A 20,977-nucleotide genomic window follows, 5' to 3' on the forward strand; every position below is an offset into this window, starting at 1 on the left:
GTGATGTGGACGGGGATGTGGACGTGGACGTGGACGTCCTGATCGTCGGCGCGGGTCCGGCCGGCCTCGTCCTCGGCATCGACCTCGCCCGCCGCGGGGTGGACGCGCTGGTGGTGGAACGGGGCGCGACCCTGGCTCCCGGCTCGCGCGGCAAGGGCCTGCAGCCGCGCACCCTGGAGGTCTACGAGGACCTCGGCGTCCTCGACGAGATCCTCGCCGCCGGCGGTCCGTACCCGGTCGGCATGATCTGGGCGGACGGCGTTCAGGCCGGCGAGCACATCATGTTCGACCCGGCCGAGGACGGCGAGGAGGGCTCCCGCTTCACCGCCCCCTGGATGGTCCCGCAGTGGCGGAACCAGGAGATCCTGCTGGCCCGGCTGGCGGAGCTGGGCGGGTCGGTGGCCTTCGGCCGCGAGGTCGTGGGCGTGGAGCAGGACGCGGCGGGGGTGACGGCCCGTTTCGCCTCCGGCGCGACGGTCCGCGCCCGGTACGCCGTCGCCGCCGACGGCGGACGGTCCGCGCTGCGGCGGGCGCTGGGCATCGGGATGACGGGCGAGACCGTGGACCCTCGGCCGACGCTCGTCGCGGACGTGCGGATCGCGGGTCTGGGCCGGGACCACTGGCACGTGTTCCCGCCGGCCGGCGGCTCGGACTTCCTGGCCCTGTGCCCGCTGGCGGGGACGGACGACTTCCAGCTGGCCGCGCGGTTCCCGGAGGGGACGCGGCCCGACCTGTCGCCGGAGGGCGTCCGCGCGGTCGTCGCCGAGCGCACCCACCTCGCCGCCGAGGACGTCACGGGGATCGGCTGGGCGTCCGACTTCCGCCCGCGCGCCGCACTGGCGGACCGCTTCCGCCAGGGCCGGGTCTTCCTGGCCGGCGACGCGGCGCACGTGCACTCCCCCGCCGGCGGCCAGGGCCTCAACACCAGCGTCCAGGACGCGTACAACCTGGGCTGGAAACTGGGCGCGGTACTGACCCAAGGGGCGCCGGAAGACCTGCTGGACACCTACGAGGAGGAGCGCCGCCCGGTCGCCGCGCACATACTCGGCCTGTCCACGGCGATCCACCGGGACGAGGCACGCCGGGGCGCGGGCACACGGCAGCTGGGCCTGCACTACCGGCGGTCGTCACTGAGCGAGGAGACGAGGCCGGCTCCCGGTCCGCTGCGGGCCGGCGACCGCGTCCCGGACCTGACCGCCGACGGCGTCCGTCTCTTCGACCGGCTCAGGGGACCGGACTGGACCCTGCTGACCCTGGAGACCGGCGTGTACCTGGTCCGCCCGGACGGCCACGTGGGCTGGGCGGGCGACACTCCGGACGGACTCGAGGCCTACCGGGCGCGGGTCGGCCTCGGCCGCCACGGCCTCCGGGCGCACTGAGCCGCAGCGCTGCGGCGGTGCCCGTTCGCCCCGGGTCCGCGGCATGACCGGCCGGACAGGTCCTGGGGCGTGTTTCGAAAGTAGCGTCGTCTGCCCGAAGGGCGGACGGGACTTTCGAAACACGCCCTGGCCGCAGGTGAAGTGGTCGCCCCGCTCAGAAGGCGTCCGACGGCACATACGTCCCCCAGACCTCCCGGAGGGCGTTGCACACCTCGCCCACCGTCGCCCGGGCCCGCAGCGCGTCCTTCATCGGGTACAGGACGTTGTCCTCGCCCCGCGCCGCCTTCCTCAGGGCGTCGAGGGCGGCGTCCACGGCCGCCGGGTCACGCTCCGCGCGAAGCCGGGCCAGGCGCCGCGCCTGCTGCTCCTCGATGGCCGGGTCGACGCGCAGGGGCTCGTACGGTTCCTCCGCGTCCAGCCGGAAGCGGTTGACGCCGACCACGACCCGCTCGCCGGAGTCGGTCTGCTGCGCGATGCGGTAGGCGGACCTCTCGATCTCGTTCTTCTGATAGCCCTGCTCGATGGCCGACACCGCGCCGCCGAGGTCCTCGACCCGGCGCATGAGACCGACGATCGCCGCTTCCAGGTCGTCGGTCATCCGCTCCACGACGTACGAGCCCGCGAAGGGGTCGACGGTGGCCGTCACGTCCGTCTCGTGGGCCAGGACCTGCTGGGTGCGCAGGGCCAGCCGCGCGCTCTTGTCGGTCGGCAGCGCGATGGCCTCGTCGAAGGAGTTGGTGTGCAGCGACTGGGTGCCGCCGAGCACCGCCGCCAGGCCCTGGACGGCGACCCGGACCAGGTTCACCTCGGGCTGCTGGGCCGTCAGCTGGACGCCGGCGGTCTGCGTGTGGAAGCGCAGCATCAGCGACTTGGGGTTCTTCGCACCGAACTCCTTCCTCATCACCCGCGCCCAGATCCGGCGGGCGGCGCGGAACTTCGCGACCTCCTCGAGGAGCGTCGTGCGGGCCACGAAGAAGAAGGACAGCCGCGGTGCGAAGTCGTCCACGTCCATGCCGGCGGCGACCGCCGTACGGACGTACTCGATGCCGTCGGCCAGCGTGAAGGCGATCTCCTGCGCGGGTGACGCGCCCGCCTCCGCCATGTGGTAGCCGGAGATCGAGATGGTGTTCCAGCGCGGCATCTCGGCCCGGCAGTACCTGAAGACGTCGGCGATCAGGCGGAGTGAGGGCTTCGGCGGGAAGATGTACGTCCCGCGCGCGATGTACTCCTTCAGCACGTCGTTCTGGACCGTGCCGGTGAGCCGGTCGGCCGGGACGCCCTGCTCCTCGCCGACCAGCTGGTACATCAGCAGCAGCAGCGCGGCGGGGGCGTTGATCGTCATGGACGTCGACACCCGGTCCAGCGGGATCCCGTCGAACAGCACCCGCATGTCCTCGACCGAGTCGACCGCCACGCCGACCTTGCCGACCTCGCCGTGCGCGATCGGGGCGTCGGAGTCGTGGCCCATCTGGGTGGGCAGGTCGAAGGCTACCGACAGGCCGGTGGTGCCGTGGGCGATCAGCTGCCGGTAGCGGGCGTTCGACTCGACCGCCGTGCCGAACCCCGCGTACTGGCGCATCGTCCAGGGGCGGCCCGTGTACATCGACGGGTAGACGCCCCGGGTGAAGGGGTACGCGCCCGGCTCGCCCAGCCGCTCGGAAGGGTTCCAGCCGGCCAGGTCCCGCGGGCCGTACACCGGCTCGATGGGCAGTCCGGACTCCGACTCACGCGCCATGGGTGCAGGCCTCCCGCCGGGCGGTCGCGGCGGCCGCCTCTGGTCTCCGACTGAGTACTCGTCAGTGTGCCGGGCGGTTCGCGACTCGTCATCCGGGCGGGAGGGAGAGGTGTGACGCGAGGGAGGGGTGTATGGGGCGCGAGCGGGACCGGGGGAACGTGTCCCGCCCGCGCCGAGCGCACGAGCCGAAGGTACGGGGGGAACCCCCGGCTCTGTGCTGGGGCCGATGACCAGTCGGCTCACTCGGTACTGCGTACCGACCGCGGAAAATGTCACACCCGCCGCGGAAGAATTTTTCGGTGACGCGAAAATCGCAGGTCAACCGCGGTTTCCAGGACCTCCGTCGGCACCACGGCCGTGTCCCTGCCCGTGCCCCTGTCCCTGCCCGTGTCCCTGTCCCTGTCCCTGCCCCTGGCCGTGCTCGCGCCCGTGCCCCTGCCCCCGGCCGTGTCCGCGGCCGGGCCCGTGGCCCTCTCTGCCCGCGTCATCGTCGTCGTCGGAGCCGCCGCGGCCGCCCGTGTCGTCGGCACCCTGCTGCCCGGCCGCGCCGCCGCCACCGCTGCCGCGGCCCGACTGACCCTTTCCGGTGTCCCGGCCCGCCGAGCCGCTCCCGGCGCGGGCGCCGTCGAGCAGGACCGCGCAGTACGCCTGGACCCGCTGTGCGCCGCCGGCCAGCTTCTCCAGTCGTCGGCGGCGCTCGAGGTCCAGGGCCTTGCCGGCGCCGAGTTCACGGCAGGAGGAGGTCACCGCGGACGGTCGGTCGCCATGGCCCTGCGGGGCGCCCGCGGGGCCCTTTCCGTCCGGACCCCCGTCGGTGGGGCTCGCGCCGGGCTTCGGCGCGGACGCCGCGCCGTCGCCGGCCGAAGCGGTCGGGGAGGACGAGCCGAGCGGACGGCCGCCGGAGGGCGCGGAGGCGGAGACGGACGCCACGGGCCGCCCGGGCCCCTGGTCGTCGAACGGCGTCGGCAGATATCCGGCCGCCGCCGCGACCGACACCCCGCCGACCATCCCGACGGCCAGCGCGGCGGCCAGCCCCAGCCGCACGGGACGGCCCCGGCGCGGACGGCGCCCACTCTCCTCGACCGGCCCGCCGATGCGGACCAGATCCGCGTCGCCGCCGCCTTCCGGCGCGGGCGCGCCTACGGCCACGGCCCGGGCCGAGCGTCCGGCCCGGGCGGCCTGAGCCGCGCGACCCGCGACACCCTGGAGACCCGGGAGACCCGCGGGACCGGAGCGGGCCGCGAGGTCATGGCGGTCGGCCTGCACCTTGCGGAACGCGGCGAGGGCCGCGGCCTCGCCGGGCAGCTCCTCGTCGGCGGGCGACACAGCGGCGGCCGACGCCGCGAGCGCGCGGAGCGTTCTGGCGAGGCGTTCGGCCTCTTCCCGGGCGGCGCCCGCGACAGCGTCGTCGGGTGACTCACCGCGCAGCAGACGCTCGGACGTCTCGCGGTCGAGCCACCTGTCGTGCTTGTCGGCCATCACATGTCCCTCTGCGTCCGGGTGCGCGCATGCGTCACACCGGCGGACGTCACCGTGCGCGAGCGCGGCCGTCGCTGGGGCGGCAGCGCGTCCAGCACACCGGCCGTCTCCGGGTCGTCGCCGAGCAGCTCGGCGAGTTTCTTCAGGCCCCGATGGGCGGCGGTGCGCACCGCGCCGGGCCGCTTGCCGAGGGTGTCGGCGGCCGTCTTGGCGTCCAGTCCCATGACCACCCGCAGGACGACGGCCTCGGCCTGGTCCTGCGGCAACCTGGCTATGAGGCCGAGGGTGCGGCCGGTGGCCAGCGCCTCGATGGCCTCGCCCGCGGTGTCGGACTCGGCGGCCCGGCCGGCCAGCTCGGTCTCGTCGCCGACCGTCGCCGGGCGTCTTCCGCGCATCCGTATGTGGTCCAGGGCGCGGTTGCGGGCGATCCGGGCGGCCCAGCCGCGGAAGCGGTCCGCGTCGCCGGCGAACCGCTCGAGGTCCCGGGCGATCTGCAGCCAGGCCTCGGACGTCACGTCCTCGGCGTCGGTGTCACCGACCAGTGTGCGCACGTATCCCAGCAGCCGCGGGTGCACCGTGCGGTACACGGTCCGAAACGCGGTCTCGTCCCCGTGCTGTGCCGCGAGCACCGCGGCTGTCAGCTCCGCGTCGTCCCCCACGTCGTGGTTCCTCGGTCGATGCTTCGCGGTCTCGGGACCGCAGGTCGTAGCGGTGGTCTTCCGCTTGGCCGTCCGGCGCGAAAGGCACGTTACGACCTGAAACCACCGCCCGTCCATGTTCATAGAACATGCAACGGGTTCGTGACGCGCGCAAGGTGTGACGGAAACCGCACTCCTGGCGCTGTAGGAAGTACGGGTCGCCGCGCGGCCCGTACCGCGCGACGGCCGGGGCCTCTCCTGTGGGGGGTGGCGGCTCTGGCCGTCTCGCGTTCAACCCCAGGTGACCAGGCATCATCCGAGGCACCCCGGGCCCCTCGCCCGAGCGTTCCATGTCGTCCGCGCACCGGTTCAGCTGGAGCGGGGACCTCACCTTCCGTAAAGCGCCTGGGCAGAGACCTTTTCAGGCCTTTGCCGGCTGGGGGTGGCGGCCCCGGCCGTCGCCCCGGTGACGGCGCTCCACGGCTGCGCCCACGGTCACACCTCGCCGGGTCGTCCCGCGGTCGTCCCGCGGTCACCGGCTCCCGGGGACCGCGTCCCGGCACAGCAGGCGCAGCGAGCCGTGGCCGGCGAAACAGCGGCGGGCCTCGTCGAGGGGCTCCCACAGACGGCCGTCGGGGGTGCGGACCCAGTGGTCGCCGCCGGACGCCCACCACTGGGCGCCGGACCGACGGACGATCACCTCACCGGCGTAGGCGCCGAGTCCGCGCAGCAGGTCCTCGACGGCCGCGGGCGCGGCGCCGGCGCGCCGCAGTTCCGCGATCCACCGGTCGACGCGCCACAGGCTCTGCGGCGAGTGGTCGAGGTACGGCCGCACGGTGTCGGGCGCGGCGGCCACCGCCTCCGCCGCCCATCGCACGGGCCGGGCCGCGGCGGAGGGCCGGGCGGGGGGACGGGGCTGCCCGGTCTGTTCGTTCTGCTCTGTCGTCCTGCGGGTCACACTCCATTGAGCGAGGCCGGCGGGTGTTCCGTCACGCGATTGCGCGGCGGACGCGAGACCGGTGCAGGACCGCCCCAGCTCCGCCGCGAAACGCTCACGATCGTCCACGAGCCCGCCGCGACACCACGGCCCGCAGCACCCGGCGTCCTTCCGTGGACACCTCCAGCGCCCGCCGCAGTCCGCCCGCGCCGTGACCGGCGAGCACCTCCAGGACGATGACCTGGCGGCGCAGTTCGGCGGCGACGAGGGGCGACATGCCCGCCGTGCGGCCCTCGCGGCCGGAGTCGACCGGGCCGGAGTCCGCCGCCGGGTCGAGCAGGCGGTGGATCTGGAGCGAGGCGACGGAGCAGGCGTCGGCCCAGGTCCGCACCTCGGCGGCGCGTCGGTCGGCCGGGGCGGCGGCCAGCATCCGGCGGACCAGCAGCACGGCCTCGTCGCCCACGTCGTCCGCGGAGTCCAGCTTGGCGCGCGTCTGCTCCAGCAACTCGCCCCAGTCGGCCGCGTCGGAGGCGTCCGCGAGGTTTCCCCACAGCGGGCGCAGGGTCTCGTCATCGCCGCCGAGCAGGGGCACACACCGGTCCAAACAAGCCAACCCGCTGGCGGCCAGTCCGCGTTCGTCGGCCTGAGCGATCAGTTCCACCAGGCTCATTCACGCCTCCCTCGCCAGGGCCCGACCTGACGGAGCCCGCACTTCCCCTTACTGCGTGCGACGGCCCGGGAGTGTCACAGGAGATCTTTTCAGCCAACCCCGGGACCGGTGCGCAGTCGGCCGAGCATGACAGACGAGCCGGAATCAGCCCAGCCTGTTCGCAAGGGACGTGAACTGCGTCCAGGTCAGCGTCGGTGTCCGCGCGTCCCACAGTTTCTGCGCGGTGGCCCGCAGCGGCATCCGCACGCCCGCCGCGACCTGCGCCTGCGTCTGGGAGTTCGCGAGGTCGCACCAGACCGAGAAGGAGCCGCCGAGGATCTGGGCGTCGTACCGCGCGGCGACCGGGGTGGTGCCGCGCAGCACGCGCGGGGTCCACTCCTCGTAGATGCGCCTTCCGGTCGGGTACACGAAGTCGTTGGGCTCGCCGAGGACGTAGTAGAGGTACTTGTCGTTGTAGTTGAGCATCTTGCGCCCCGCGCTCAGGTACTCCGTCGGCGTCCGGGCGCCGAACTCCTTGCCCGTCCAGTAGGCGACCACCAGATCGGAGGCCGGCTTCACCGACGTGCCGCGGAAGAACCCGTCGTTCCACGCCCGCATCGTCCGGCCGTGGGCGCGGACGGTGTCGGCGCGGTCGTTGAGCCAGCCGGTGGCGAGGTCGGAGACGCCCGCGCCGGGGCCGTACCGGGCCGTCGCGGCCGCGGCGAGCTGAGGGTAGGAGGCGGCCGGGTTGCGCACCGTGAGCGCCTGGTACTCGTCGCCGCCGAGATGCCAGTAGCCGCCGGGGAAGAGGCCGGCGTACTCGTTCAGCAGGTCGTCGAGGAGGTTCGCGGACGCCTTCTTGGAGATGTCGATCGCCCCGCGGGTGGCGACGCCCTGCGCGTTGCGCAGCTGCAGCTCGGGGTGGGCGGCGAGGACGGCGCCCAGGTGTCCGGGCGAGTCGATCTCGGGCACCACGGTGATGTGCCGCTGGGCCGCCAGGGCGACGATCTTCCTCACCTGGGCCTTGGTCAGGTGCTCCCGGGCGACGATCTCCGGATGCGTGTCGGACTGGATCCGGAACGCCTGGTCGTCGGAGAAGTGCAGGCCGAGCTGGTTGTACTTGAGGTCGCCGAGCTCGCGCACCCGGTCCTCGATCCAGCCGGCGCTGAAGTTCTTGCGCGCGATGTCCAGCGTGAACCCGCGCTGCGGCTTCGCCGGCTGGTCGCGCACGACGCCCTCGGGTGCCGTCCCGCCACCGCGCACCTCCTGCTTCAGGGTGCGGGTGCCGTAGAAGACCCCGGCGTCCGAGGGCGCGCTGACGGTGACCCGCCCGCCGCGCACGGTCATGGTGTACGACTCCGGGCTCGCGCCCCGGTCGGCGTTGCGGGCGAGGCGCAGGTCACCGGCGCGCGCGTCGTTGCGCACGCCGGCGTAGGCGAGTCCCAGCTCGCCGGCGACCAGACGCCCCTCGTCGGCGAGCTGGGCGTCGCCGACCACGACCCGGCGGCCGGCCGCGGGCCGCCAGCCCGGACCGCGGGCCGGGGTGTGGGAGCGGACGGCGGGGATGGTGCGGGGGGCGGTGGACAGGGCGTAGGAACGGCTGGGCGTGGGGCTCGGGGCCGGGGCGCGGGCCGCGCCGCGGCCGTCGGCGGAGGCGCCCTCGGCGACCTGCTGGGAGGACGACCCGGTCGGCGTCCCGGCATCGCCCGAGGAGGCCCACAGCCCCGCTCCGACACCGAGCGCGGCGACCAGCCCGCCCGCCATCAGTGCCCGTGTCACGACCCTGTGGTGCGGTTGCGTCTGCGGCGCCCGGCGCCGGTGCCTGTGCCTGCTCACTCCGCCAACCGTACGGCCCGCCCGCGGCCTGGGCGCGCCGAAGTCCCCGCGAAGGGGTCCACGACACATTCTGAAACTCTCTCGTTCGAGTGAAATTCAGGCATCGGTCGGACACACTTCGACCGCTCTCGATAACGTTGACGACACATCCTTCACCGCATCCCCTGCCACCACACACGTGACGCGAGGATCCACGCTGCCTGCGCACCGTCTTCCCCACCTCTCCGGCCGCCTCGCCATACCGGCGCAGACCCGGACGTCGCCGGTGCCCGTGCTGCACGGCTTCAACACCGCGTCCGCCGACGAGGCCCGCCGTGTGCTCCTGACCTGCCTGCACAGTCCCCGCTGGGCCCGCCGCCTCGCCGACCACCGCCCCTATCCGACGGTGGAGTCCCTGCTGGCGGCGTCGGACGAGGCGGCGTACGACCTGACGCCGGGCGACCTGGCGGAGGCCCTGGCTGCGGAGACCCTTCCCGCGCTGCCGGACGACGCGTACGGAGCGGCCCACATGGCGCTGGGCGCGGCCCACTCCGCCTACGAGGCCAGGTTCGGGCACGCGTTCGTCATCTGCCTGGACGGGCTGCCGCCGTCGGAGGCCCTGGACCACGTGCTGGAGGGCATCCGGTCACGTTTGGCGAACGATCCGGAGGACGAACGGGTGGTGGCGGCGGACGAACTGCGCCGTCTGGCCAGGGGACGGCTGGCCGGCGCCGTCAGGGGCGCGGGACCGTAGTCGATGTGCCGTGGCGGCCGCCGCACGGGCGCGATGGACCACCACGCGGCCGCACTCGGCGCATTCCGGCCGATAACCTCCCGGATGCCGCAGGCGCTCACCCATACGCGTGCCACTTTGATCACACCGGTAGGCCCGGCGTAAGCCCTGCGCCGACGTCTCGCTACGATGCTGGGGGCCGGTGGACCGTACCCGGCCGGGCCCGTCCGACACCCAAGCCGGCAGGCCCCAATCCCCGCTCCCGGAGGGTTCTTCCGTGCCGGCTGGAACGCTGTACCGCGGCCGGGAAGGAATGTGGTCCTGGGTGGCTCATCGAGTCACCGGCGTCCTCATCTTCTTCTTCCTGTTCGTCCACGTGCTGGACACCGCCCTCGTGCGTGTCTCCCCCGAGGACTACGACAAGGTCGTAGCCACCTACAAGACCCCCATCGTCGCGCTGCTGGAGTACGGCCTCGTCGCCGCCATCCTCTTCCACGCGCTCAACGGCCTGCGCGTCATCGCCGTCGACTTCTGGTCGAAGGGCACGCGCTACCAGAAGCAGATGCTCTGGACCGTCGTGGGCCTGTGGCTCGTGCTGATGCTCGGGGCGGTCTACCCCGTCCTCGGACACGCCGCTCGTGAACTGTTCGGGAGCTGACACCCATGGCGACCACTGAATCCACCGCAGCCGGCATCGGCCCCGTCGAGGGCGGCTCCGGCTACGGCGTCGACAACCCGGCGCCCTTCATCGAGGCCCCGCGCAAGCGCACCAAGAAGACCCCGAAGTCCACCCGGGGCAACTTCGAGATGGCCGCCTGGCTGTTCATGCGCCTGTCGGGCGTCGTGCTGGTCGTGCTGGTCCTCGGCCACCTGCTGATCCAGCTGGTGCTGGACGGCGGCGTGTCGAAGATCGGCTTCGCGTTCGTGGCGGGCCGCTGGGCGTCCCCCTTCTGGCAGGTCTGGGACCTGCTGATGCTGTGGCTCGCGATGCTGCACGGGGCGAACGGCCTGCGCACGGTCATCAACGACTACGCGGAGCGCGCGAACACCCGGCTGTGGCTGAAGGGCCTGCTCTACACCGCCACGGTGTTCACCATCCTGCTGGGCACGCTGGTGATCTTCACCTTCGACCCGAACATCCGCTAGGCACGGGGTTGCGAGAATCATGAAGATCCACAAGTACGACACCGTCATCGTCGGCGCCGGCGGCGCCGGTATGCGCGCCGCCATCGAGTCGACCAAGCGCAGCCGCACCGCCGTGCTGACCAAGCTCTACCCCACCCGCTCCCACACGGGCGCCGCACAGGGCGGCATGGCCGCAGCGCTGGCCAACGTGGAGGAGGACAACTGGGAGTGGCACACCTTCGACACGGTCAAGGGCGGTGACTACCTGGTCGACCAGGACGCCGCCGAGATCCTGGCGAAGGAGGCCATCGACTCCGTCCTCGACCTGGAGAAGATGGGCCTGCCGTTCAACCGCACCCCGAACGGCACGATCGACCAGCGCCGCTTCGGCGGTCACAGCCGCAACCACGGCGAGGCCCCGGTCCGCCGGTCCTGCTACGCGGCCGACCGCACCGGCCACATGATCCTCCAGACGCTGTACCAGAACTGCGTGAAGGAGGGCGTGGAGTTCTACAACGAGTTCTACGTCCTCGACCAGCTGGTCACCGAGGTCGACGGCGTCATGAAGTCCGCCGGCGTCGTGGCGTACGAGCTGGCCACCGGGGAGATCCACGTCTTCCAGGCGAAGGCCGTGATCTACGCCTCCGGCGGCTGCGGCAAGTTCTTCAAGGTGACGTCGAACGCGCACACGCTGACCGGTGACGGCCAGGCGGCCGTGTACCGGCGCGGGCTGCCGCTGGAGGACATGGAGTTCTTCCAGTTCCACCCGACCGGCATCTGGCGCATGGGCATCCTGCTGACGGAGGGCGCCCGCGGTGAGGGCGGCATCCTGCGCAACAAGGACGGCGAGCGCTTCATGGAGAAGTACGCGCCGGTCATGAAGGACCTCGCCTCCCGTGACGTCGTCTCCCGCTCGATCTACACCGAGATCCGCGAGGGCCGCGGCTGCGGTCCCGAGGGCGACCACGTCTACCTGGACCTCACCCACCTCCCGCCGGAGCAGCTGGACGCCAAGCTGCCCGACATCACGGAGTTCGCGCGCACCTACCTGGGCATCGAGCCCTACACGGACCCGATCCCGATCCAGCCGACCGCGCACTACGCCATGGGCGGCATCCCGACGAACGTCGAGGGCGAGGTCCTGCGCGACAACACGACGGTCGTCCCGGGCCTGTACGCGGCCGGCGAGGTCGCCTGCGTGTCGGTGCACGGCGCCAACCGTCTGGGCACCAACTCGCTGCTGGACATCAACGTGTTCGGCAAGCGGGCCGGCATCGCCGCCGCCGAGTACTCCCAGAAGGCGGACTTCGTCGAGCTGCCGGAGAACCCCGCGCAGCTGGTCGTCGACCAGGTGGAGCGGCTGCGGGCCTCCACGGGCACCGAGCGCGTGGCGGTCCTGCGCCGCGAGCTGCAGGAGACCATGGACGCGAACGTCATGGTGTTCCGCACCGAGCAGACGATCAAGACGGCGGTCGAGAAGATCGCCGAGCTGCGCGAGCGGTACAAGAACGTCTCGATCCAGGACAAGGGCAAGCGGTTCAACACGGACCTGCTGGAGGCCGTCGAGCTGGGCAACCTGCTCGACCTGGCCGAGGTCATGGCGGTGTCGGCGCTGGCCCGCAAGGAGTCCCGCGGCGGCCACTACCGCGAGGACTACCCGAACCGCGACGACGTCAACTTCATGCGCCACACCATGGCGTACCGCGAGGTGGGCGACGACGGCACCGAGACCGTCCGTCTCGACTACAAGCCGGTCGTCCAGACCCGCTACCAGCCGATGGAGCGTAAGTACTGATGGCTACCCCGACCCTCGACAAGGCGGACGCGGCCGGCGCCCCCGAGCCCGGCTTCGCCGACTCCCCGTACATCACCGTCACCTTCCGCATCCGCCGGTTCAACCCGGAGGTCTCGGCGGACGCGGTCTGGGACGACTTCCAGCTGGAGATCGACCCCAAGGAGCGCGTCCTCGACGGTCTGCACAAGATCAAGTGGGAGCTCGACGGCACGCTCACCTTCCGCCGTTCCTGCGCCCACGGCATCTGCGGCTCGGACGCGATGCGGATCAACGGCAAGAACCGCCTGGCGTGCAAGACGCTGATCAAGGACATCAACCCCGAGAAGCCGATCACGGTCGAGCCCATCAAGGGCCTGACGGTCCTGAAGGACCTGGTCGTCGACATGGAGCCGTTCTTCCAGGCGTACCGGGACGTGATGCCCTTCCTGATCACGAAGGACACCAACGAGCCGACGCGCGAGCGTCTGCAGACGGCGGAGGACCGCGAGCGGTTCGACGACACGACGAAGTGCATCCTGTGCGCGGCCTGCACCTCGTCCTGCCCGGTGTTCTGGAACGACGGCCAGTACTTCGGCCCGGCGGCGATCGTCAACGCCCACCGCTTCATCTTCGACTCGCGTGACGAGGCGGGCGAGCAGCGGCTGGAGATCCTGAACGACAAGGACGGCGTGTGGCGCTGCCGCACCACGTTCAACTGCACGGACGCCTGCCCGCGCGGCATCGAGATCACGAAGGCGATCGCCGAGGTCAAGAAGGCCCTGATCACCCGTCGCTTCTGACCCGCGGTCCCGTACGTCCACGAGGGCCCCGTCTCCCGGTTCCAGCACCGGGGGCGGGGCCCTTGGGCGTTCACACACCACGATCGGGTGAACGTGATCAAGGGGGACATCCAGGGAGCGTCCGGCCTACGATGATGCTCTCGACACCAGCCCACAGGAGGCGCCAGATGTCCTCAGCAGCTGTCGAGCGGCCCCGAGAGAACCAGCCGCTGATCGCCGAGGCGAACCTCATCATGGAGAGTCTCCCTGGCCGCCGCGTCGAGATCATCGGAGGCCAGATCCTCGTGAGCCCAGCACCGGACGGCCCGCGCTCCGAAGCCCTGATGCTGTTCGCCGTTCCTTTCCTGCAACTCGGTCTGGTGCGTGCGCTTCCGGGTATCGGCCTCTGGCTTCCGACAGGCCCGGAGGACTATGTGATCCCCGACCTGTCGGTGGTCGACGACGACTACCGCGACCACCGGGTCGAGAACAGTTGTTACGACCCGGCCTGCTTCCGGCTCGTCATGGAGGTGACGTCCAGCAACTGGAAAACCGACCTCCGGGCGAAGGTCACGTCCTACGCGAGGGCCGGGATTCCCGTCTACGTCATCATCGACCGTCGGCATCAGCGCCTCCATGTCCTCACCGAGCCGGTCCGGGACAGCTACACGACCCACCACATCCACACCGCCGGCGAGTCGGTCACCTTGCCCGAATCGATCGGCGGCAAGGTCGTCCTGGACGTGAGCCGGCTGCTGGAGGCCGGACGCCCGGAGACAGAGGACTGACCCCCGTCACCAGGACGCGTACCACTCCGGGTCGTCGCCGAGGCGCCGGCGCAGATAGTCCTCCAGGCTGTTCGCCGCCCAGCGGCGGCTGTCGTTCTCGTGGTCCCAGACGAAGACGTCCGGCCGCTGCGGCCTGACGACACAGGCGAACAGGTCGCCGCCGGCGCTCTCGCCGAAGAGCAGCAGCGGATCGAAGGGCATGTAGAGGTCGCGGAAGTCGGCCGAGCTCCGGAACTCCAGGTTGCGGCCCATCACTTCGCCGACCGAGCAGACGACAGCGAACCCGTTCTCGTCGTGCGCGCCGTCGGCGAGCCGCCAGAAGTCCTTGAGGGCGGCCGGAAGAGGATGCCCGAGCACGGCCTCGGTCGCGCGCATTTCCTCCTCGCAGCCGGGACCGCCGAGCTTCACGTCGGCGCTGAGCGAGGAGATGAGATCGATCCACATGCGGCCATCTTTCACGGATCCCCCTGGCGCACAAGCCCTTTCACTCGTCGCCCCATCGAGTTGAACATGTTCAAAAGCAGGGCTACAGTCATCCCCGACAGCGTTTTGAACGCGTTCAAGAAGAGGTGGGGAACATGGACCGCACGGTCATCGCCTACGTCGTCTACCTGATCGTCAGCATCGGGCTGACCGTCTGGGTGGCCAGGACCCTCAGTCGCAACGGGCGGGTCTTCCTCGCCGACGTGCTCCAGGGCGACGAGAAACTCGCCGACGCCGTCAACCACCTCCTGGTGGTCGGGTTCTACCTGGTCAACCTCGGGTTCGTCGCCCTGTACCTGAGCGGTGACGACACCATCGAGGACACCCGGGGCGTCTTCGAGGCCCTGTCGACCAAGCTGGGCGTGGTGCTGCTGGTGCTCGGCGCGATGCACCTGGGCAACGTGTACGTGCTCAACCGGATCCGGCGCCGCGGGATCATGGAGCGGGAGCAGCTGCCGCCCGTCGCCCCGCAGGGCTGGACCGCCCCGTCGGCGCCCGCGACCGGGGCGTGAGCACCATGACGGCCGACCGGGGCGCGCAGGGTGCGCCGCCCGCGCAGGCCGCCGCCGACCGGGACGCCCGCCGCGTCCCGGTCCGCCGGCTCACCGTCCTGCACGACGCCGAGTGCTCGCTGTGCCGCTTCCTGTGCGACTGGCTGCGCCGGCAGCCGCAGCTGGTGCCGCTGGAGTTCGTCCCGGCGGGGTCGGCGCAGGCGTGCGCCCGCTATCCCGGCCTCGACCACCGCGCCACGCTCGACGAGATCACCGTCGTCGGCGACGCGGGCCAGGTCTACCGGGGCGCCGCCGCCTGGATCGTCGTCCTCTGGGCGTTGCGCGAGCACCGCCCGCTGTCGCACCGGCTGAGCACTCCGGCCGGGGCGAAGGTCGCGCGGGCCGCGGTGCTCGCCGCCGCCAGGTGGCGCCAGGGGCAGGAGCCGGCCGCCGGTTGGGGCGGGGGCGTGTACCGGCGTGGCGACGGCTGGTCGTACGACCCGCGGCTGGGCTGGCTCTACGACCCGCCTGCCTGTGCGGGCGGCGCCTGCGCCACTGACTAGGCTCTCCTTCCGTGCCCGCGAACAACGACGGTCCCGAAGAGGCCGCTTCCCCGACCGGGTCCCCCGGGACTCCCGCGTCCAAGTCCGAACAGACCCGTGCCCTGATCCTCGAGACGGCGATGCGGCTGTTCCAGGAACGCGGCTACGACAAGACGACGATGCGGGCCATCGCCAAGGAGGCCGGGGTCTCGGTCGGCAACGCGTACTACTACTTCGCCGGCAAGGAGCATCTGATCCAGGGCTTCTACGACCGGCTCGCCGCCGAGCACCGGGAGGCCGTCCGGGACGTGCTGGCGCGGGAGACGAGCCTGGAGGCCCGGCTGGCGGGAGTGCTGCGGGTGTGGCTGGAGGTGGCCGAGCCCTACCACGAGTTCGCCGTCCAGTTCTTCAAGAACGCCGCCGACCCGGACAGCCCGCTCAGCCCGTTCTCCGCCGAGTCGGAACCCGCGCGCGTGCAGGCCATAGCCGTCCACCAGGAGGTGCTCGCGGGGTCGAGGGCGAAGGTGCCGGAGGAACTGCGGGAGGTGCTGCCCGAGTTGATGTGGCTCTCGCAGATGGGCCTCGTCATGTACTGGATCTACGACCGCACAGAGGGCCGCGAGCGCAGTTACCGGCTGGCCGGACGGGGCGCGCGCCTCACCGCGCGGGGGGTGGCGCTGGCCCGGTTCCGGGTGCTGCGACCGCTCGTCCTCGAGGTGCACGACCTGTTCACGGACTTCCTGCCCGGGATGTCCAACGCGCTGCCGGACCAGGCGAAGAAGAACCCGCCGGGCCCGGCCGAGGCGTGAGTCAGCCGACCTCCGCCCCCTCCTCCAGCTCCACGTCGTACACCAGGGGCTCCCCGGCGACCGTCAGCTGCCTGGTGCGTTTCAGCAGCGGCGGCTCGGCCGTGATCACCAGCAGATAGGTCCCGGGGACGGGGACGGAGAGGATGTACGAGCCGTCGGCGAGCGAGGTCACCCGGTCGCGTTCCGCCCCGTCCTCGGTCAGCAGGGTGACCGTCGCGCCCTCGACCGGGTCGCCCGCCGTGTCGCGGACGAAGCCGTGGACGACCGTGGCCGGCCCGCCGCCCGCCGCGGCCTGCTCCACGGCCTCCTCCTTCGGCTCGACCGCGAGATGCGGCAGCCGCTTCTCCAGCCACCCGGGCAGCCACCAGTTGGAGTCGCCCAGCAGGTGCATCGCCGCCGGCACGAGAGCCGTGCGCAGGATGAACGCGTCCAGCGCGACCGCCGCCGCGAGGCCGACGCCCGCCATCGCCGCGCCGGAGTCGCCGCTGAGCACGAAGGCGAGGAAGACGCACACCATGATCAGGGCGGCGGAGTTGATGACCCGGCTGGTCTCCGCGAGGCCCACCCGGACCGCCCGCGCGTTGTCCCTGGTGTGCACCCACTCCTCGTGCATCCGGCTGACCAGGAAGACCTGGTAGTCCATCGAAAGGCCGAAAAGCAGGGACAGCATGATGATCGGCAGGAAGGCGTTGATCGGCCCCTCCTTGCCGAGGCCGAGCAGATCCAGGCCCCAGCCCCACTGGAAGACCGCCACGAGCACACCGAACGAGGCGGCGGCCGCCACCAGGTTCATCACGGCGGCCGTCAGCGGCACGACCAGCGAGCGGAAGGCGACCAGCAGCAGCAGGAAGCCGAGGCCGATGATGGTGGCGATGAAGAGGGGCAGCCGGTCGCCGGTGACCGTCGCGAAGTCCTTGGAGACCGCCGTGACACCGCCCACGTGCGCCTGCGTCCCGGAGGTGGGGATCACCTCGTCGCGCAGCCGGTCGATCAGCGCGTCCGTCTGCTCGGACTGCGGCGAGGTCGTGGGCACCACCTGGATGACGGTGATCCCGCCGGCGGGCGGCAGCGCGACCGACTGCGCGACGCCGGGCGTCTTCGCGATGCCCCGGGTCAACGCGTTGGCGTCGCCGCCGTCCACGACCACCTGGAGGGGGCCGTTGAAGCCCGGTCCGAAGCCCTCGGCGAGCAGGTCGTAGGCCTGGCGAGTGGTCGTCGAGGCGTCGTCGTTGCCCTGGTCGGTGGCGCCGAGACGCAGCGACAGCACGGGCAGCGCCAGGACGGCCATGACGACGAGGGCGAGCGCGGCGATCGTCCGGGGGCGGCGCTGCACACTCGTCGACCAGCGGGCCGACGGGCTGCTCGTGTTCTCCGGCTCCGGGCCTCCCCCATCCGTCAGCAGGCGCCGCTGCCTGCGGCTCAGCACCCGCACGCCGAGGAAGCCGAGCAGCGCGGGCAGCAGCGTCGTCGCGGCGAGGACGCTCAGCACCACCGTGAGGGAGGTGCCGATGACGACGCCGTCCAGGAAGCGCAGGTTCGTCACCAGCATCCCGGCGAGGGCTATGCACACCGTGCCGCCCGCGAACAGCACGGCCCGGCCCGAGGTGTTGAGGGCGGTGACCGCCGACTCCTCCGGGTCGACACCGCGCAGCACGCCCTTGCGGTGCCGGGTGACGATGAACAGGGCGTAGTCGATGCCGACGCCGAGCCCGATCAGCGAGGACAGCAGCGGGGCCAGGTCCGGGATGTCGGTGACATGGCTGAGCAGCTGGGTCGAGAACAGTCCCATGCCGACGCCGAAGACCGCCACGGCGAGCGGCAGCAGCATCGCGTACAGCGAGCCGAAGGCCAGGAACAGGACGACCGCCGCCGCCGCGAGACCGACCATCTCGGCGAGGCCGGTGGGCGGCTCCTGCACCCGCTTGACGGCCTGGCCGCCCACCTCGACGTCCAGGCCGTCCCGTCCGGCGCCGCGCGCGGTGTCGACGACGTCCTGGACGAGTTCCTTGGGTACCGCGTTCGCCTGCTCGGTGAAGGTGATCTGGGCGTAGGCGATCCGCCCGTCGCCGCTGATCTGCCCCGCTCCCCCGGTGTAGGGGCCGGTGACCCCGCCGACGCCCTTCATCTTCGCGATGTCGTCGAGGACGGGCTGTATCCGGGACCGTACGTCCTGGTCCCGTACCGAGCCCTCGTCGACCTTCCAGACGACCGTGTCGGTGTCGCCCGCGCGCGCGGGGAACGCCTTCTCCATCAGGTCGTACGCCTTCTTGGAGTCCGTGTCGGGGAGGGAGAAGACGTTCGCGTAGTCCGTGCCCGCCGCCGAGGCCGAGAATCCCAGCCCGAACAGCGCCCCCACCCAGAGCAACAGGACCACCAGCCGATGCCGATAGCACCAGCGCGCCAATGCCGCCACGCTCCATCTCCTTCAAAAGATCGTCGGTCGGTCCCCCAGGTCCTGGGCTACAGGATCGGCGGCGGCGCGCCCGCGCGGACATGCGGACCGGCCGACTCTCAAGGAACTCCAAAGCACGAACCGGCCCCGGCGGCGCGGGGGGCCGCCGATACTGGGGGCATGACGACGGCTTGTGGAACCGTGCTGGTCGTGGAGGACGAACCGAGCATCGCGGACGTCCTCGCCATCGCCCTGCGCTATCACCGCTTCGAGGTCATGACCGCGGGCACGGTCCGTGAGGCCCTCGCCCTCGCCGACCGCACCCGGCCCGACGCCGCCCTCCTCGACGTGATGCTGCCGGACGGCGACGGACGGGCGCTGGGGCGCGAACTGCGGGCCCGCAGGCCCGACCTGGCGCTGGTGTTCCTCACCGCGCGGGACGCGCCGGCCGAGATCGTCGGCGCCCTCGGCTTCGGCGACGACTACATCACCAAGCCGTTCGACATCGACGTGGTGGTCGCCCGGATCACGGCGGTCCTGCGGCGCACCCGGCCGACCGACGTCCTGCCGCAGCGGCCGCCGCTGCGCTACGGCGACCTGGAGCTGGACGAGACGACGTACAGCGTGCGCCGGGACGGCCGCTCGGTCGAGCTCACCCCGACCGAGTACGCGCTGCTGCGCTTCCTGGTGCGCAACGGCGGCCGGGTCGTGCCCAAGGAGCAACTCCTGCGCCACGTCTGGCAGTACGAGCACACCCCGCCGGAGTCGACCGTCGTCGAGACGTACATCAGCTATCTGCGGCGCAAGCTGGACCCGCTGGGGCCGCCGGTGATCACCACCCGGCGGGGCGTGGGATACGGGCTGGCGTGAGGCGGATCCACCGGCACGGCGTCCACTCCCTGCGCGCCAAGCTGACGGCGGCGAGCGTCGGGCTGCTCGCGCTCGGCATCGTCGTGGCGACCGCCGTCAGCCTGATGGGGATGCGGCACTACCTGCTCGACCAGGTGGACACCGAACTGACGCATCTGCGCGACTCGCTGGGCGGTTCGCGGCTCACGCTGAGCCAGATCGACTCGCTGAGCGCGCTGAGCGTCGTCCGGGACCGCCTCGCACCCCGGGACGGCGACGCGCCTCCCGCGCCGGACTCGGTGTTCACCGCCGTCGACGGCCGGGGCACCGCCCTCACCCTGTTCGGCGTCGAGCCCACCGACGCCCAGCGCGGTCTCGCCGACGCCGTACGGGACCCGGGTGCGCTGGCCGCCGCCGACAGACCGAGTGACGTCACCGTGAACGGCGCCCCCTACCGGGCGACCGCGACCCGGCTCTCCGACGGCACGTACATCCTGCTCGCCACCTCCACCGAGGCGCTCCACAACGGCATAGCGAAGGCCCTCCGGCTGGATCTCGCCGTCGGCACGCTGCTGCTGGCGCTGCTCGCCTGTCTGACCCTGTTCAGCGTGCGGCGGCGGATGCGGCCACTGGAGGACATGGTGGAGACCTCGTCGGCGATCGCCGAGGGGGACCTGACCCGGCGGGTGCCCTCCAGCCAGCACCCCACCCACGAGGTCGAACAGCTGCGGCTGGCCCTGAACTCGATGCTCCACCAGGTGGAGACGGCGTACCGCACGCGCGAGCGCAGCGCCGCCCAGCTGCGCCGTTTCGTCGCCGACGCCTCGCACGAACTGCGCACCCCGCTCTCCGCGATCCGCGGCTATCTCCAGCTGTACGACCAGGGGATGCTCGTCGAGCCGGAGGAGCGCCGACGGGCCTGGGACCGGATGAACGGCGAGGTGGACCGGATGGGCCGGCTGGTCGACGAGCTGCTCATGCTGGCCCGTCTCGACCAGCGGCCCGAACTGCGGCTGCGCACGGTGGACGTGAGCCGTCTGGTGCGGGAGTCGGCGCAGGACCTGCGGGCGCAGCAGCCCGGCCGGCCGGTGACCGTCGAGGCCGACGGGGCCGTGCTGCTGCGGGCGGACGAGTCGGGGCTGCGTCAGGTGCTGGGCAACCTGGTCGGCAACGTCCGCACGCACACCTCTGCCGGGGTGCCGGTGCGGCTCGGCGTGGGGCGGGTGGACGGCGTCGTACGGCTGTGGGTGGAGGACGAGGGACCGGGGCTGGCCGCCGAGGACGCGGCGCGGGTCTTCGACCGCTTCTTCCGGGCCGGCGGCGGCGCGGGCAGCGGGCTGGGCCTGGCGATCGTGCAGGGGGTCGTCGGGGCCCACGGGGGCGAGGTGAGCGTGCGGACGGCGCCGGGTGAGGGGTTGGGAGTGACGGTGACCTTGCCGAGCCGCCCGAAGACCTGCGGATGAGCACGTCGCCGCCCGCCCGGTCGGGTGCCTGCCCGCGGACGCCCGTGGGCGGGGCCGGAGGGGGGCGGTGACCGGGGCCGACGGACGCCGGATGCCGGATGCCGGGGCAGCCGGAAG

At 72.1% G+C, this 20,977-nt stretch carries 20 protein-coding genes; 12 read left to right on the forward strand and 8 right to left on the reverse strand.

Annotated features, from left to right (window positions below):
• The first annotated feature begins 23 nt into the window (after window positions 1-23).
• On the forward strand, window positions 24-1,379 hold the full coding sequence (locus tag C6376_RS04835; protein ID WP_107448778.1) for an FAD-dependent monooxygenase: 1,356 nt from the start codon (window positions 24-26) through the stop codon (window positions 1,377-1,379).
• Window positions 1,380-1,533: 154 nt separating this feature from the next.
• Here C6376_RS04835 and C6376_RS04840 read toward each other — a convergent pair whose 3' ends face one another.
• From C6376_RS04840 to C6376_RS04865, 6 genes are all read right to left on the reverse strand, one after another.
• Window positions 1,534-3,114 (reverse strand): methylmalonyl-CoA mutase, encoded by a 1,581-nt coding sequence (locus tag C6376_RS04840; RefSeq protein ID WP_107442261.1) that lies wholly within the window; start codon window positions 3,112-3,114, stop codon window positions 1,534-1,536.
• A gap of 318 nt (window positions 3,115-3,432) precedes the next feature.
• On the reverse strand, window positions 3,433-4,593 hold the full coding sequence (locus tag C6376_RS04845) for a hypothetical protein (RefSeq protein WP_107442262.1): 1,161 nt from the start codon (window positions 4,591-4,593) through the stop codon (window positions 3,433-3,435).
• Window positions 4,593-5,252, reverse strand: coding sequence for an RNA polymerase sigma factor (locus C6376_RS04850; protein WP_107442263.1), 660 nt, complete (start codon window positions 5,250-5,252; stop codon window positions 4,593-4,595). The genes C6376_RS04845 and C6376_RS04850 overlap by 1 nt, the downstream gene beginning before the upstream one ends.
• Before the next feature lie 511 nt (window positions 5,253-5,763).
• Window positions 5,764-6,189, reverse strand: coding sequence for a hypothetical protein (locus tag C6376_RS04855; protein WP_107442264.1), 426 nt, complete (start codon window positions 6,187-6,189; stop codon window positions 5,764-5,766).
• Between the two features lie 94 nt (window positions 6,190-6,283).
• Window positions 6,284-6,838 carry a hypothetical protein gene (locus tag C6376_RS04860; RefSeq protein WP_107442265.1) on the reverse strand — a complete coding sequence of 185 codons (555 nt, stop codon included), beginning with the start codon at window positions 6,836-6,838 and terminating at the stop codon, window positions 6,284-6,286.
• A 144-nt stretch (window positions 6,839-6,982) separates the two neighbouring features.
• Entirely contained in the window at window positions 6,983-8,581 is a 1,599-nt protein-coding gene (locus C6376_RS04865; protein WP_107442266.1) for a glycoside hydrolase family 20 protein, read from the reverse strand.
• 250 nt (window positions 8,582-8,831) lie between these two features.
• Here C6376_RS04865 and C6376_RS04870 point away from each other — a divergent pair, with 250 nt between their 5' ends.
• From C6376_RS04870 to C6376_RS04895, 6 genes are all read left to right on the forward strand, one after another.
• Window positions 8,832-9,386 carry a 2-oxo-4-hydroxy-4-carboxy-5-ureidoimidazoline decarboxylase gene (locus C6376_RS04870; RefSeq protein ID WP_107442267.1) on the forward strand — a complete coding sequence of 185 codons (555 nt, stop codon included), beginning with the start codon at window positions 8,832-8,834 and terminating at the stop codon, window positions 9,384-9,386.
• A 256-nt stretch (window positions 9,387-9,642) separates the two neighbouring features.
• On the forward strand, window positions 9,643-10,023 hold the full coding sequence (sdhC, locus tag C6376_RS04875) for a succinate dehydrogenase, cytochrome b556 subunit (RefSeq protein ID WP_079041644.1): 381 nt from the start codon (window positions 9,643-9,645) through the stop codon (window positions 10,021-10,023).
• Between the two features lie 5 nt (window positions 10,024-10,028).
• On the forward strand, window positions 10,029-10,511 hold the full coding sequence (locus C6376_RS04880) for a succinate dehydrogenase hydrophobic membrane anchor subunit (RefSeq protein ID WP_107442268.1): 483 nt from the start codon (window positions 10,029-10,031) through the stop codon (window positions 10,509-10,511).
• A gap of 19 nt (window positions 10,512-10,530) precedes the next feature.
• Window positions 10,531-12,285, forward strand: coding sequence for a succinate dehydrogenase flavoprotein subunit (gene sdhA, locus C6376_RS04885; protein ID WP_107442269.1), 1,755 nt, complete (start codon window positions 10,531-10,533; stop codon window positions 12,283-12,285).
• A complete protein-coding gene (locus C6376_RS04890; protein WP_107442270.1) occupies window positions 12,285-13,064 on the forward strand; it encodes a succinate dehydrogenase iron-sulfur subunit in 780 nt (259 codons plus the stop codon). Before sdhA ends, C6376_RS04890 begins: the two co-directional genes overlap by 1 nt.
• Before the next feature lie 167 nt (window positions 13,065-13,231).
• A complete protein-coding gene (locus C6376_RS04895; RefSeq protein ID WP_107442271.1) occupies window positions 13,232-13,831 on the forward strand; it encodes a Uma2 family endonuclease in 600 nt (199 codons plus the stop codon).
• A gap of 6 nt (window positions 13,832-13,837) precedes the next feature.
• On the opposite strand, the gene C6376_RS04900 is transcribed toward C6376_RS04895, so the two are convergent.
• The gene (locus tag C6376_RS04900; protein ID WP_107442272.1) at window positions 13,838-14,275 is read right to left on the reverse strand and encodes an SMI1/KNR4 family protein; all 438 of its coding nucleotides are present in this window, start codon (window positions 14,273-14,275) and stop codon (window positions 13,838-13,840) included.
• Between the two features lie 134 nt (window positions 14,276-14,409).
• Here C6376_RS04900 and C6376_RS04905 point away from each other — a divergent pair, with 134 nt between their 5' ends.
• The 3 genes from C6376_RS04905 to C6376_RS04915 are packed head-to-tail and all read left to right on the forward strand — an operon-like array spanning window position 14,410 to window position 16,156.
• Entirely contained in the window at window positions 14,410-14,826 is a 417-nt protein-coding gene (locus tag C6376_RS04905; RefSeq protein ID WP_107442273.1) for a hypothetical protein, read from the forward strand.
• A 5-nt stretch (window positions 14,827-14,831) separates the two neighbouring features.
• Window positions 14,832-15,368, forward strand: a complete 537-nt coding sequence (locus C6376_RS04910) for a thiol-disulfide oxidoreductase DCC family protein (protein WP_107448779.1) — start codon at window positions 14,832-14,834, stop codon at window positions 15,366-15,368.
• Between the two features lie 11 nt (window positions 15,369-15,379).
• Window positions 15,380-16,156, forward strand: a complete 777-nt coding sequence (locus tag C6376_RS04915) for a TetR/AcrR family transcriptional regulator (protein ID WP_107442274.1) — start codon at window positions 15,380-15,382, stop codon at window positions 16,154-16,156.
• Window position 16,157: 1 nt separating this feature from the next.
• On the opposite strand, the gene C6376_RS04920 is transcribed toward C6376_RS04915, so the two are convergent.
• Window positions 16,158-18,560: an MMPL family transporter gene (locus tag C6376_RS04920; protein WP_107442275.1), complete on the reverse strand. Its 2,403-nt coding sequence runs from the start codon at window positions 18,558-18,560 to the stop codon at window positions 16,158-16,160.
• A gap of 168 nt (window positions 18,561-18,728) precedes the next feature.
• Between C6376_RS04920 and C6376_RS04925 the strand changes: the two genes are divergently transcribed.
• Both C6376_RS04925 and C6376_RS04930 read left to right on the forward strand, forming a co-directional pair.
• Window positions 18,729-19,418, forward strand: a complete 690-nt coding sequence (locus C6376_RS04925) for a response regulator transcription factor (protein WP_107442276.1) — start codon at window positions 18,729-18,731, stop codon at window positions 19,416-19,418.
• Complete coding sequence (locus tag C6376_RS04930; protein ID WP_107442277.1) at window positions 19,415-20,860, forward strand: HAMP domain-containing sensor histidine kinase; 1,446 nt, start codon at window positions 19,415-19,417, stop codon at window positions 20,858-20,860. Before C6376_RS04925 ends, C6376_RS04930 begins: the two co-directional genes overlap by 4 nt.
• Window positions 20,861-20,977 lie beyond the last annotated feature (117 nt).

It is taken from the genome of Streptomyces sp. P3 (genome assembly GCF_003032475.1).
Classification (GTDB): domain Bacteria; phylum Actinomycetota; class Actinomycetes; order Streptomycetales; family Streptomycetaceae; genus Streptomyces.

Excerpts from the sequence above, each read along its gene's own strand:
- C6376_RS04900 (WP_107442272.1), bottom strand. The coding sequence starts at position 14,275 with ATGTGGATCGATCTCATCTCCTCGCTCAGCGCCGACGTGAAGCTCGGC.
- C6376_RS04840 (WP_107442261.1), bottom strand. The coding sequence starts at position 3,114 with ATGGCGCGTGAGTCGGAGTCCGGACTGCCCATCGAGCCGGTGTACGGC.
- C6376_RS04890 (WP_107442270.1), top strand. The coding sequence starts at position 12,285 with ATGGCTACCCCGACCCTCGACAAGGCGGACGCGGCCGGCGCCCCCGAG.
- C6376_RS04845 (WP_107442262.1), bottom strand. The coding sequence starts at position 4,593 with ATGGCCGACAAGCACGACAGGTGGCTCGACCGCGAGACGTCCGAGCGT.
- C6376_RS04905 (WP_107442273.1), top strand. The coding sequence starts at position 14,410 with ATGGACCGCACGGTCATCGCCTACGTCGTCTACCTGATCGTCAGCATC.
- C6376_RS04925 (WP_107442276.1), top strand. The coding sequence starts at position 18,729 with ATGACGACGGCTTGTGGAACCGTGCTGGTCGTGGAGGACGAACCGAGC.
- C6376_RS04895 (WP_107442271.1), top strand. The coding sequence starts at position 13,232 with ATGTCCTCAGCAGCTGTCGAGCGGCCCCGAGAGAACCAGCCGCTGATC.
- C6376_RS04865 (WP_107442266.1), bottom strand. The coding sequence starts at position 8,581 with ATGGCGGGCGGGCTGGTCGCCGCGCTCGGTGTCGGAGCGGGGCTGTGG.
- C6376_RS04860 (WP_107442265.1), bottom strand. The coding sequence starts at position 6,838 with ATGAGCCTGGTGGAACTGATCGCTCAGGCCGACGAACGCGGACTGGCC.
- sdhA (WP_107442269.1), top strand. The coding sequence starts at position 10,531 with ATGAAGATCCACAAGTACGACACCGTCATCGTCGGCGCCGGCGGCGCC.
- C6376_RS04910 (WP_107448779.1), top strand. The coding sequence starts at position 14,832 with ATGACGGCCGACCGGGGCGCGCAGGGTGCGCCGCCCGCGCAGGCCGCC.
- C6376_RS04880 (WP_107442268.1), top strand. The coding sequence starts at position 10,029 with ATGGCGACCACTGAATCCACCGCAGCCGGCATCGGCCCCGTCGAGGGC.